Annotated in this window: 9 protein-coding genes and 1 pseudogene; 5 read left to right on the top strand and 5 right to left on the bottom strand. The window is 70.9% G+C overall.

Translation table 11 applies throughout. The features are described from left to right. Positions 1-674, top strand: a 674-nt coding sequence (locus V7E45_RS19380; protein WP_333775439.1) for an XRE family transcriptional regulator, incomplete at its 5' end; no start/stop codon positions are given. Between the two features lie 83 nt (positions 675-757). Here the strand turns inward: V7E45_RS19380 and V7E45_RS19375 are convergent. Continuing rightward, the gene (locus tag V7E45_RS19375) at positions 758-1,783 is read right to left on the bottom strand and encodes an ATP-dependent 6-phosphofructokinase (protein ID WP_333775438.1); all 1,026 of its coding nucleotides are present in this window, start codon (positions 1,781-1,783) and stop codon (positions 758-760) included. Between the two features lie 213 nt (positions 1,784-1,996). Here V7E45_RS19375 and pta point away from each other — a divergent pair. The 3 genes and pseudogenes from pta (at position 1,997) to pyk (ending at position 6,816) form a co-directional block, all read left to right on the top strand. Beyond that, positions 1,997-4,086 (top strand): annotated as a pseudogene (gene pta, locus V7E45_RS19370) (phosphate acetyltransferase). After that, a complete protein-coding gene (locus V7E45_RS19365; protein WP_333775437.1) occupies positions 4,083-5,306 on the top strand; it encodes an acetate kinase in 1,224 nt (407 codons plus the stop codon). The pseudogene pta and the gene V7E45_RS19365 overlap by 4 nt, the downstream one beginning before the upstream one ends. Before the next feature lie 82 nt (positions 5,307-5,388). Then, a complete protein-coding gene (gene pyk / locus V7E45_RS19360) occupies positions 5,389-6,816 on the top strand; it encodes a pyruvate kinase (RefSeq protein WP_333775436.1) in 1,428 nt (475 codons plus the stop codon). A gap of 99 nt (positions 6,817-6,915) precedes the next feature. On the opposite strand, the gene V7E45_RS19355 is transcribed toward pyk, so the two are convergent. From V7E45_RS19355 to V7E45_RS19340, 4 genes are all read right to left on the bottom strand, one after another. After that, positions 6,916-8,289, bottom strand: coding sequence for a hypothetical protein (locus tag V7E45_RS19355; RefSeq protein ID WP_333775435.1), 1,374 nt, complete (start codon positions 8,287-8,289; stop codon positions 6,916-6,918). Then, a complete protein-coding gene (locus V7E45_RS19350; protein ID WP_333775434.1) occupies positions 8,279-8,833 on the bottom strand; it encodes a DUF6114 domain-containing protein in 555 nt (184 codons plus the stop codon). Before V7E45_RS19350 ends, V7E45_RS19355 begins: the two co-directional genes overlap by 11 nt. A 115-nt stretch (positions 8,834-8,948) precedes the next feature. Then, a complete protein-coding gene (locus V7E45_RS19345; protein ID WP_043476447.1) occupies positions 8,949-9,596 on the bottom strand; it encodes a DUF6230 family protein in 648 nt (215 codons plus the stop codon). 620 nt (positions 9,597-10,216) lie between these two features. Then, positions 10,217-11,188, bottom strand: coding sequence for a tetratricopeptide repeat protein (locus V7E45_RS19340; RefSeq protein WP_333775433.1), 972 nt, complete (start codon positions 11,186-11,188; stop codon positions 10,217-10,219). 211 nt (positions 11,189-11,399) lie between these two features. Between V7E45_RS19340 and V7E45_RS19335 the strand changes: the two genes are divergently transcribed. Next, positions 11,400-12,029, top strand: a complete 630-nt coding sequence (locus tag V7E45_RS19335; protein ID WP_333775432.1) for a TetR/AcrR family transcriptional regulator — start codon at positions 11,400-11,402, stop codon at positions 12,027-12,029. The last annotated feature ends 97 nt before the right edge of the window (positions 12,030-12,126 follow it).

Here is a 12,126-nt window from a genome sequence, read left to right as displayed (position 1 = left end):
CTCCCCCGTTCAACGCCCCCGCCGCCCGCAGACTGCGCGCCGCGCTCGGCATGGGCCCCGAGCACGTCGCCCACGGCATGCGGACGTCGTACGGGCTGCCGTACGTCACGCCGGACCTGGTCGTCGCCTGGGAACGCGGCGTCGCCGCCCCCGGCAACCCCGAACTCACCGCGCTCGCGGGAGTGTTGTGGTGTTCGCCGGGCGAACTGCTCGGCCGGCCCCGGACACTGCGCGAGCACCGGATCGCCCGGGGCGTCGCGCCCGAGGACGTGGCGCACGCCGTGGGCATGGACCTGCGCGGGTACCTGCGCACGGAGGAGACCGACGAGTGGCGGGGCAACGAGCGCCAGTCGGCCGCGCTCGCGCGGGTGCTCCGGCTGACCCTGCCCGACTTCGTGACGGTGACCGGCCGCGAGGCCCGCCTCGCCGAGCTGCTGCGCAGCGCGGTGACCACCCGCTGGCAGGCGTACGTGCGGCCGGTGCTGAAGGTGGCGCCCGTGGACCGGGGCGTCCTGGAGGCGGTGCTCCAGGCGCTGCACCAGGACTACCAGGGGCACATGGCCGCCACCCTCAGCTGGGGCGGCGGCAGCAGCGGTGCCAGCGCGTCCGGGCGGGAGTTCCTCGACCGGATCGTGGAGAACTTCTGGACCGCGGTCGAGGACCGGGGCGCCTAGGCACCTCGCGCGGGAAGCCCGGGGTGCCGTGGGTGCCCGGGCCCGTCCCGCGGGAAGGCCGGGGCCCGGCGGGCGGCCGCCGGCTAGAAGACCGACTCGGCCTCGTCCATCCGGTTCCTGGGCACCGTCTTCAGCTCGGTGACCGCCTCCGCGAGCGGCACCATCACGACGTCGGTGCCGCGCAGCGCGGTCATCCGGCCGAAGTCGCCCCGGTGCGCGGCCTCGACGGCGTGCCAGCCGAAGCGGGTGGCGAGGACGCGGTCGTAGGCGGTCGGGACGCCGCCGCGCTGGATGTGACCCAGGATGACCGGCTTGGCCTCCTTGCCCAGGCGCCGCTCCAGTTCGTAGGCCAGCGCCGTGCCGATGCCCTGGAAGCGCTCGTGGCCGTACTGGTCGATCTCGCCCTTGCCGTAGTCCATGGTGCCGTCGATGGGGTGGGCGCCCTCGGCGACGCAGACGACGGCGAACTTCTTGCCGCGCGAGAAGCGTTCCTCGACCATCTTGGCCAGGTCGGAGGGGTCGAAGGGGCGCTCGGGCAGGCAGATGCCGTGGGCGCCGGCGGCCATGCCGGACTCCAGCGCGATCCAGCCGGCGTGCCGGCCCATGACCTCGACGACCATCACCCGCTGGTGGGACTCGGCCGTCGTCTTCAGGCGGTCCATGGCCTCGGTGGCGACGCCGACGGCGGTGTCGAAGCCGAAGGTGCGGTCGGTGGAGGAGATGTCGTTGTCGATGGTCTTGGGGACGCCGACGACCGGCAGACCCGCGTCGGAGAGCATGCGGGCCGCCGTCAGGGTGCCCTCGCCGCCGATCGGGATCAACGCGTCGATGCCGAACTCCTCGACCATGTCGGCGGCCCCGTCGCAGGCCTCGCGGAGCCGGTCGCGCTCCAGGCGGGAGGAGCCGAGGATGGTGCCGCCGCGGGCCAGGATGCCGCTGACCGCGTCCAGGTCGAGGGAGCGGTAGTGGCGGTCGAGCAGACCGCGGTAGCCGTCCTCGAAGCCGATGACCTCGTCGCCGTACTGCGCCACCGCCCGGTGCACGACCGACCGGATCACGGCGTTCAGGCCGGGGCAGTCGCCGCCTGCGGTGAGAACTCCGATGCGCATCGTGCTGTGTCTCCTGCTCGCTGTCGGTGCTGGTGAGCCGCTGTCGATTGTTTCACGTCCGTGGAGGCGGCGGATTCCTGACGGGCGCCTTAACTGGCAGCGGGGGTAATGTCAAGAGGGGTCTGCTCACCTTGGTGGGCGATTTTTGTGCCCCGAACGAGCCGGACGCGACCGGACGAGACACCGGACAAGACAGAGGATCGGAGTGCACACGTGACGCGCAGCGTGTACGTGACCGGGATCGATCGCGGCGACGGCCGCCAGGTCGTCGAGCTGGGGGTCATGGAACTCCTGACCCGGCAGGTCGACCGGGTGGGTGTGTTCCGTCCCCTCGTGCACGATCGGCCCGATCGCATGTTCGAGCTGCTGCGGTCCCGTTACCGCCTCTCCCAGGACCCCGCCACCGTCTACGGCATGGACTACCACGAGGCGTCCGCGCTCCAGGCCGAACAGGGCACGGACGAGCTGGTCTCCACGCTGGTCGAGCGCTTCCACCTGGTGGCCCGGGACTACGACGTCGTCCTCGTGCTCGGCACCGATTTCGCCGGCACCCAGCTGCCGGACGAGCTGTCCCTGAACGCCCGGCTCGCCAACGAGTTCGGCGCCTCCGTGATCCCGGTGGTGGGCGGCCGCACCCAGACCGCCGAGGGGTCCTCGCCGAGGTCCGCAACGCCTACCGTGCCTACGACGGGCTCGGCTGCGACGTGCTCGCCATGGTCGCCAACCGGGTGGACCGCGAGGACCGCGACGAACTCGCCCGGCGGCTCGCCGACCGGCTGCCGGTGCCCACCTACGTGCTGCCCGACGAGCCCGCGCTGTCCGCGCCGACGGTCGCGCAGATCTCCCAGGCCCTCGGCGCCCGGGTGCTGCTGGGCGACGAATCCGGGCTCGCCCGCGACGCGCTGGGCTTCGTGTTCGGCGGGGCGATGCTGCCCAGCTTCCTGCCCGCGCTGACCCCGGGCTGCCTGGTGGTGACCCCGGGCGACCGCGCCGACTTGGTCGTCGGCGCGCTCGCCGCGCACAGCGCCGGCACCCCGCCGATCGCCGGTGTGCTGCTGACCCTGAACGAGGTGCCGAGCGAGGAGATCCTCACGCTGGCCGCCCGGCTGGCCCCGGGCACCCCGGTGCTCTCGGTGGCCGGCAACAGTTTCCCCACGGCCGAGCACCTGTTCGCCATGGAGGGCAAGATGACCGCGGCCACCCCGCGCAAGGCGGAGACCGCGCTCGGCCTGTTCGAGGGGTACACCGACACCGCGGACCTGGCCCGCCGGGTGTCGGCGCCGACCGGCGACCGGATCACCCCGATGATGTTCGAGCACAAGCTGCTGGAGCAGGCCCGCTCCGACCGGCGGCGGGTGGTGCTGCCGGAGGGCACCGAGGAACGGGTGCTGCACGCGGCCGAGGTGCTGCTGCGCCGCGGGGTGTGCGACCTGACGCTGCTCGGCCCGCCGGACCGCATCCGCAAGCAGGCGGCCGACCTCGGCATCGACCTCGGGGACACCCAGCTGATCGACCCGGCCACCTCCGAGCTGCGCGACGCCTTCGCGGAGAAGTACGCCCGGCTGCGCGCCCACAAGGGCGTCACGGTCGAGCTGGCCTACGACGTCGTCTCGGACGTCAACTACTTCGGCACGCTGATGGTCCAGGAGGGCCTGGCGGACGGCATGGTGTCCGGCTCGGTGCACTCCACGGCGGCCACCATCCGGCCCGCCTTCGAGATCATCAGGACCCGGCCGGAGTCGTCCATCGTCTCGTCGGTCTTCTTCATGTGCCTGGCCGACAAGGTGCTGGTCTACGGCGACTGCGCGGTCAACCCGGACCCGGACGCCGAGCAGCTCGCCGACATCGCGGTCCAGTCGGCGGCCACGGCCGCCCAGTTCGGCGTGGAGCCGCGGATCGCGATGCTGTCGTACTCCACCGGCACGTCCGGTTCGGGCGCCGACGTCGAGAAGGTGCGCGCGGCGACCGAGCTGGTGCGCGCGCGGCGGCCCGACCTGAAGACCGAGGGGCCGATCCAGTACGACGCGGCCGTGGAGCCGTCCGTGGCCGCCACCAAGCTGCCGGGCTCGGAGGTCGCCGGGCAGGCCAGCGTACTGATCTTCCCGGACCTGAACACCGGCAACAACACCTACAAGGCCGTGCAGCGCTCGGCCGGCGCGATCGCCGTCGGCCCGGTCCTGCAGGGCCTGCGCAAGCCCGTCAACGACCTGTCCCGAGGCGCGCTCGTCCAGGACATCGTCACCACCGTCGCCATCACGGCGATCCAGGCCCAGAACCTCAGCGAGAAGGTGTCCGAGCAGTGACCGACCCCACCCGTGTCCTCGTCCTCAACTCCGGTTCCTCGTCGGTGAAGTACCAGCTGCTGGACATGCGGGACAGCAGCCGGCTGGCGACGGGCCTGGTCGAGCGGATCGGCGAGCAGACCTCCCGGCTCCGGCACACCCGTGCCGACGGCGGGACCCGGGAGCAGAACGGGCCGATCGCCGACCACGAGGCCGCCCTCAAGGCCGTCGCCGAGGAGCTGGGCCGGGACGGTCTGGGCCTGGACTCGCCGGAACTGGCCGCCATCGGCCACCGGGTGGTGCACGGCGGCCTGTTCTTCACCGAGCCGACCGTGATCGACGAGGCGGTGCTCACCGAGATCGAGCGGCTGATCCCGGTCGCGCCGCTGCACAACCCCGCCAACCTCACCGGCATCCGCACCGCGCAGGCGCTCCGTCCCGACCTGCCGCAGGTCGCCGTGTTCGACACGGCGTTCCACACGACCATGCCGGAGGCCGCGGCGCGCTACGCGATCGACCCGAGGATCGCCGACCGGCACCGCATCCGCCGCTACGGCTTCCACGGGACCTCGCACGCGTACGTCTCGCGGGAGACGGCGCGGCTGCTGGGCAAGGACCCGTCCGAGGTCAACGTGATCGTGCTGCACCTGGGCAACGGCGCCTCCGCGTCCGCGGTCGAGAAGGGCCGCTGCGTGGACACCTCCATGGGGCTGACGCCGCTGGAGGGTCTGGTGATGGGTACGCGTTCCGGTGATCTGGACCCGGCGGTCATCTTCCATTTGGCGCGTGTCGGCGGAATGTCCATGGACGAGATCGACACTCTTCTGAACAAGAGGAGCGGCCTGTTCGGTCTGTGCGGGGACAATGACATGCGGGAGATCCGTCGCCGGATCGACGAGGGTGACGAAGAGGCCGCGCTGGCCTTCGACATTTACATTCACCGTCTCAAGAAGTACATCGGCGCCTATTACGCGGTGCTCGGGCGGGTGGACGCGGTGGCGTTCACGGCCGGGGTCGGCGAGAACGCGGCGCCGGTGCGCGAGGCGGCCCTGAGCGGCCTGGACGCCCTGGGCCTCACGGTCGACGGCGAGCGGAACGCGGTGCGCGGGGACGAGCCGCGGCTGATCTCGCCGGAGGGCGCGCGGGTCGCGGTCGCCGTGGTGCCGACCGACGAGGAACTGGAGATCGCCACACAGACCTACGCACTGGTCGGAAAGACGGCCGGCAATACACAGCGGTAACACGGCTGAGCGCATGTCCGCCCATTTGTATCTTCCGCCAGACGGAATATTCCGCAGCGAAACAAACCGATAGGATCGCCCCATGCGCCGTTCGAAAATCGTCTGTACTCTCGGCCCCGCGGTCGACTCCCACGAGATGCTCGTCGCCATGATCGAGGCGGGTATGAATGTGGCCCGTTTCAACTTCAGCCACGGCTCCCACGCCGAGCACCAGGCGCGGTACGACCGCGTCCGGGCCGCCGCCAAGGAGACCGGCCGGGCCATCGGTGTCCTCGCCGACCTCCAGGGCCCGAAGATCCGCCTGGAGACCTTCGCCGAAGGTCCCGTCGAGCTGGAGCGCGGTGACGAGTTCGTCATCACGACCGAGGACGTCCCGGGCGACAAGCACATCTGCGGTACGACGTACAAGGGGCTGCCGGGCGACGTCTCGCGCGGCGACCAGGTCCTGATCAACGACGGCAACGTCGAGCTCAAGGTGCTGGACGTCGAGGGCCCGCGGGTGAAGACGATCGTCATCGAGGGCGGTGTCGTCTCCGACCACAAGGGCATCAACCTGCCCGGCACGGCCGTGAACGTGCCCGCGCTGTCCGACAAGGACGTCGAGGACCTTCGCTTCGCTCTCCGCATGGGCTGCGACCTGGTCGCCCTCTCCTTCGTCCGGGACGCCAGGGACGTGGCCGACGTCCACAAGGTGATGGACGAGGAGGGCCGCCGGGTCCCGGTGATCGCCAAGGTGGAGAAGCCGCAGGCGGTCGAGAACATGGAGGACGTCGTGCTGGCGTTCGACGGTGTGATGGTCGCCCGTGGTGACCTCGCCGTCGAGTACCCGCTCGAGAAGGTCCCCATGGTGCAGAAGCGCCTGATCGAGCTGTGCCGGCGCAACGCCAAGCCGGTGATCGTGGCGACCCAGATGATGGAGTCGATGATCACCAACTCCCGTCCGACCCGCGCCGAGGCCTCCGACGTGGCCAACGCGATCCTGGACGGCGCGGACGCGGTCATGCTGTCCGCGGAGTCCTCGGTCGGCGCCTACCCGGTCGAGACGGTCAAGACGATGTCGAAGATCGTCACCGCGGCCGAGGGCGAGCTGCTCTCCAAGGGCCTGCAGCCCCTGGTGCCCGGCAAGAAGCCGCGCACCCAGGGCGGTTCGGTGGCCCGCGCTGCCTGCGAGATCGCCGACTTCCTCGGCGGCCGTGGCCTGATCGCCTTCACCCAGTCCGGCGACACCGCCCGCCGGCTGTCCCGCTACCGGGCGGCCCAGCCGATCCTCGCCTTCACCACCGACGAGGGCACCCGCAACCAGCTGACCCTGAGCTGGGGCGTGGAGCCGCATGTCGTGCCGTTCGTCAACAGCACCGACGAGATGGTCGACATGGTGGACCAGGAGCTGGCCAACCTCGGCCGCTTCAACCCCGGCGACACGGTGATCATCACCGCCGGTTCGCCCCCCGGTGTGCCCGGCACGACCAACATGGTCCGGGTCCACCACGTGGGCGGCCAGGGCGGCTGACGCCCTCCGCAAAAGCCTTGGACGCCACTGAGGGCGCCCCCCGCGAAGGGGGGGGCGCCCTCAGTGCTGTGCGGCTCCCGAACGGTCCTGAGAGGCCGGTCAGGCGGTGGTGTACACGTGCATGCCGGGCACGTGCAGGTTGCCGCCGAACTGGGCCGCCTGGACGACCTTCACGTTGGTGAAGTAGATGAGCGGGATGTTCAGCGGGGGCGGGCTGTCCGGGCTGAACGTCACCGGGATCAGGCCGAACAGGTTGCCGGAGATGCTCTCGGTGTACATCACGGTGTCGCCACCGGTGATGGTGGACGTCGAGCCCTTGGACGCCTGCACGTGGTAAGTCTTGTTCGCCTGCTTGTCGTTCACCGTCTGGTGCAGGTCCCCGATGTCGGTCCCGCCGGAGATGACGTACTTGAGCACCTTCTTCTTGGTGCCGTTGGCCGTCTTCACCTCGACGATGCCCTGGTAGTCGGCGCCCTTCAGCAGCAGCGAGCTGGCGTTGAGGTACCAGGGGTCGTCCGCCACCGGCACCTTGTTGTCGACGCCGCTCTCGTCGTCGGTGGCCGCCGGGCAGTCGTCCGGGGACGTCGTCGCGCTCGCGGAGGGGCTGGGCGTGGCCGACCCGGCCGCGTCCTCGGCCGCCTTGGCGGTGTCCTCGGCCGTCTTGGAGACCTTGCCGGTGGTGTCCTTCACCGTGTCCTTGACCGTCTCGGCGGCCTTGGACGCGGTGTCCTCGACGGTGTCGGTGGCGCTGCCCTTGCCGGTGGACCCGGTGGTGTCAGTGGACCCCGAGGAGGCCGACGTCGACGGCGAGGGGGTCGCGGACGCCGACGGGGACGCCGACGGAGCCGGGCTCGCGGTCGAGTCGGAGCCCTTGCCGCCGGTGAGGACGTCACCGATGGTGTCGCCGATGGTGTCCAGCAGACCGCCGCCGCTGCTCTGGGACGCGGACGGGGCCGGCGTGGCCGTGTCCCCGCCGCCGGAGCCGGAACCCGAGCCGGAACCCGAGCCGGAGCCGGAGTCGGAGGAACCGGACGTCGCCGTCGGCTCGGGCGTGGCCTTGTCGTCGGAACCTGAATCCGGCGACGTCTTCTTGCCCGGGTCCGGCGTGTCCTTCGCCCCGTCGGTCGCCGTGGGGGTCGGCGTCGCCTTGTCGGTGCTCTCGCTCGCGGAGGGCGAGGGCGACGGCGAGGCCGAGGCGTCCTTGGAGTCGTCCAGCGCCTTGACGCAGTCCTTGTAGTCCGCGGCCTTCTGGCTGTTGGACGTGGACGTGCCGCCGTTGTCGGCGAGCGCCAGGCTGGACGTGAAGCCCATGCCCATGAGGACGGCGGTCGGCATCGCCACGGTGGCTATCGCCTTGCCGGCCGGCATGTGGAACCTGGTGAACAGCGGCTTCTTGGGTGCCGCGTGGCGGGGCCCGGTTCTCGCACGGGACCCGTCCACATCGGTCCCGTGGGTCACCTCGTCAGCCGGCACTGTGCCTCCCGTTCGCCTCGTTGGCCGGGCTCGTTCCTGACAGGTCGTACGACTCGCCCGTACCCGCGGCGTCCTTCGTCAGCGGCACCGTGCCGGGGGCGGCGCCCTCGGCCGGGGCGGCCACGACCGGCGGCTCGGGCTGCGGCGTGCCGCCCGGCGCCCAGGAGATGGCCATCGCTCCGCCGACGAGAGCCAGCAGGAAGCCCACGATGAAGCCGCCGAAGTTGGACACGGGGAGCGACACCAGCGCCAGCAGGATCGCGGCGACACCCGCGAACGTCCGCACGTGCTTCTGGAACCAGAGGCTGACGCCCAGTACGACGAGCAGCACACCGATGATCAGGGAGCCGGCACCCGCCGTGGTCGCCATCGCCAGCGTCAGATGACCGAGCTGGAGATGGAAGTACGGGAAGTACATGATGGGAAGGCCGCTGAGCAGGACGTAGAGCCCGGCCCAGAACGGACGGGTGCCCCGCCAGGCGCGGAACTGCGTCCTCCGGTGGGCGAACCGGCCGGATTCGACGGCAGGGGTCTCGGCGCTCATGAAACAGCTCCCTGGTGCGGCGTTGCTGTGGTGGTGATGTGTGCCGCGCGTGAAGACGCGGCCGAAAGCTGGAACGGGCGGGGGAACCGTCGGCCCCCCGCCCGTCACCGAGTGCTCAGTAGCACTCGATCCCCTTGCCGTCGCCCTTGTGCAGCGACATGTGGAGACCGCTGAGCTTGAAGGTGCCGGCGGTGGTCGCCCACGCCGTCTGCCTCACGTTGCTCAGGTCGGCCGAGTCGGCCTGCTGGGCGAAGCCGAAGGGGTTGGCCTGCTCGCCGTTGCCCTTCATGCCCGGACCCTTGCTGGCGTCCTTGGCCGCCACACCGATGTCGATGTTGTTGAACACCGCGTCGGCGTTCAGGTCGTCGACGTCGATGTACAGGTTGTGGGCCTGGACCTTGTCGTGCCCGGCGCCACCGGCCTCCAGACGGAGGGTGATGTTGCCGAGGAACGGCACGTCCGGGGTGACCACGGACTGGCACATGTTCGTGATGGTGGCGTCGTTGAACGACGAGACGGCGACGGCGTGGGCCGTCTTCTTCCCGTCGAGCGTGTAACCGGCGTCGACCGCGCCGTACTGCGCGAAACCCTCACCGTGGAGGGTGTCGGCCGTGACCTTGAACTCCTGGCCGGACACGCTGAACGAAGCGGCGAGAGCACCCTGCGCCAGGGCGACACCTATCGCGGCCGTAGCGGCGACGCTGGGCACCATGACCACAGCGAACCGCTTCCATCTGGTCCCGCCACGCACCTGGGACTCCATATTTCCTCCTTCTCGGACGTACATCTCCTGGCCCGGATCGCCCCCAGTCGGGGGCTCAGCCAGGCAGGGATGGGAGAAGTGCTACGTCCTCGGGAAGGAGAGCGCCCGCGGCCAAGGCGCGAACACGCGCCCGCCTCACCGGCGATCACCCCCGAGCGACAACCACTGGTCGCGCCTGACACACATCACGCACAACCTTCTGGACAGGCTTCGCCGGTGGCGAAGACCCCCCTGCCCTAGAACCGGCGCCACTGCCGCCGACTCTGCCCGGTGGGGACCCAGAGTCTCCCGGGACCCGGCCGGCTGCCGGGGTACGGGAATGGACCGAGCGTCGCCGATCGTGGTGCATTCTCGCCCTCGACACAAGGGGGTTCGTTACTCGCTAGTAACGGCCGGATAACCGAACAACGACTCGCCGGTCTCGGAAAGCCACCCTCGGTGGCCTCGGAGGGCAGAGCAAAACCGTTGATCCTTGGATGAAACCAGACAGATCAACGGCTTGGATTTACTGCGAGTAACAGCGGCCGCGATTACCAAGTTTTGGTAAAGCGCGGCCGCCCTGACGCCTCGTCGGCAAATGTTTCACCCCGGCATCACATGCCGTGGCGTTTAGTGACTGGTCAGAACAGCGCCCGCGCCAGCGCCCGGCGCGCCCCCACGACCCGCGGGTCCTCGGGGCCCACGACCTCGAACAGCTCCAGCAGCCGGCGCCGGACCGTGTCCCGGTCGTCACCCGCCGTGCGGCGCACGGTGTCGATGAGCCGCGCGAAGGCGTCCTCCACATGACCGCCCACCAGGTCCAGGTCGGCGGCGGCGATCTGCGCGTCCGCGTCGCCCGGCTTCTCGGCGGCGTCCTTGCGCACCCGCTGCGGGTCCATGTCCTGCACCCGCTGGAGCAACTCGGCCTGCGCGAGGCCGAGTTTGGCCTCCGTGTTGGCCGGGTCGTCGCTCAGTACGTTCTTGTAGGCCTGGACGGCCCCGGCGAGGTCGCCCGCGTCCAGGGCCTGAACGGCGGCCTCGAGCAGGGCGTCGTACGGCCCGGCCGGCACCTCCTGCGGGGGCGCGGCGCCCGGCTCCGCGTCCGGGTCGACGGTCAGGCCGGTCAGCCCGAAGCGCTCCTCGGCGACCTGCACCAGCTGGTCCAGGGTCTGCCGGATCTGCTCCTCGCCGGCGGCACCCTGGAAGAGCGGCAGGGCCTGCCCCGCCACGACGGCGAAGACCGCCGGGATCCCCTGGATGCCGAACTGCTGCATCAGCATCTGGTTGGCGTCGACGTCGATCTTGGCGAGGAGGAAGCGGCCGTTGTACTCGACGGCCAGCCGCTCCAGGACCGGGCTCAGCTGCTTGCAGGGCTGACACCACTCGGCCCAGAAGTCGATGACGACGGGTACTTCGGCGGAGCGCTGCAGGACGTCGCGCTCGAAACCGGCTTCGTCGACGTCGATGACGAGGTCGGCCGGTGAGACGGCCCCCGTCCCGCCCTGCCGGGCGGTCTCGGCGCGCGTCTGCTCGGCCTTGGCCTTCGCCTCCTGGGCCGCCTTCACCGCGGCGAGGTCGACGACGCCGCTCATGGACATGTTCCGTGGCTGCATGCGTCTATCCTCCCCCGTACTCGCGCGTGAACGAAAAAAGCGATGTGGTTGGCGCCGGGTCCCCACCCCACGCCGGTGGTCGTCGCCCGTGTGCGTCCGTCACGAGCTTTCGCTACGAGTCGTAGCGTAATGGCAGGAGGACCCGTCGCGACACCACACCCCGGTGATCTCCCTCACGACGGCGCGGGAACCGTCGGTTTATGGTCAGGGCATGCAGAACCGCACCCCCGCCGGCCGGACCGGACGCCCGCGCAACGCCGCAGCGGACACCGCGATCCTGGCCGCCACCCGGGACGCGCTGGTCGAACTGGGCTGGTCACGGCTGACATTGGGGGACGTGGCCACCCGGGCCGGGGTCGCGAAGACGACGCTGTACCGGCGCTGGGCGGGCAAGCACGAACTGGTGGTGGACGCGGTCGCCGAGCTGTTCGACGAGCTGGAACTGCCCGATCGCGGCAGTCTGGCCGCCGACATCGAGGGCGTGGTGCTGCAGCTCGCGGCGATCCTGGCCCGCCCGGAGGCCAGAAGTGGCCTGATGGCGGTGGTCGCGGAGGCCACCCGGGACGACGCCCTGCGCGAGCGCATCCGTGCCTCGATCGTGGACCGCCAGCTGCGGCTGGTCCTGGAGGGGCGCGCCCGGGCCCAGCGCCGCGGCGAACTCCCCCCGGAGCCGGACCCGGCGGAGTCCGCCCGCACGGTGGACCTGATCTTCGACATGGTCGCGGGTGCGGTGGTGCACCGCACGCTGGTGAGCGGCAAGCCGGCGGACCAGGAGTGGGCGCAGGGCTTCACCCGGGTGCTGCTGCTGGGCCTGACCGCCCCGCCGGGCGCGCGGGCGTAGCCGGGGGCGCGGGCGTAGCCGGAGCCCCTGGTGCGCCCGTGGCACGCGACGGTGCCCGAGGGCCGGTTGCGAAAGTGGCCTCGTCGCCCGGAGGGCG

The sequence above is a fragment of the Streptomyces sp. IBSBF 3136 genome (assembly GCF_036815105.1).
Lineage (GTDB): Bacteria > Actinomycetota > Actinomycetes > Streptomycetales > Streptomycetaceae > Streptomyces.
The sequence above is the reverse complement of the archived record's forward strand: the minus strand, read 5'-3'. Positions and strand labels throughout refer to the sequence as shown.

What these genes read in the sequence shown, in the direction of transcription:
- V7E45_RS19375 (WP_333775438.1), bottom strand. Translation starts at nt 1,783, where the DNA reads ATGCGCATCGGAGTTCTCACCGCAGGCGGCGACTGCCCCGGCCTGAAC.
- pyk (WP_333775436.1), top strand. Translation starts at nt 5,389, where the DNA reads ATGCGCCGTTCGAAAATCGTCTGTACTCTCGGCCCCGCGGTCGACTCC.
- V7E45_RS19350 (WP_333775434.1), bottom strand. Translation starts at nt 8,833, where the DNA reads ATGAGCGCCGAGACCCCTGCCGTCGAATCCGGCCGGTTCGCCCACCGG.
- V7E45_RS19345 (WP_043476447.1), bottom strand. Translation starts at nt 9,596, where the DNA reads ATGGAGTCCCAGGTGCGTGGCGGGACCAGATGGAAGCGGTTCGCTGTG.
- V7E45_RS19340 (WP_333775433.1), bottom strand. Translation starts at nt 11,188, where the DNA reads ATGCAGCCACGGAACATGTCCATGAGCGGCGTCGTCGACCTCGCCGCG.
- V7E45_RS19335 (WP_333775432.1), top strand. Translation starts at nt 11,400, where the DNA reads ATGCAGAACCGCACCCCCGCCGGCCGGACCGGACGCCCGCGCAACGCC.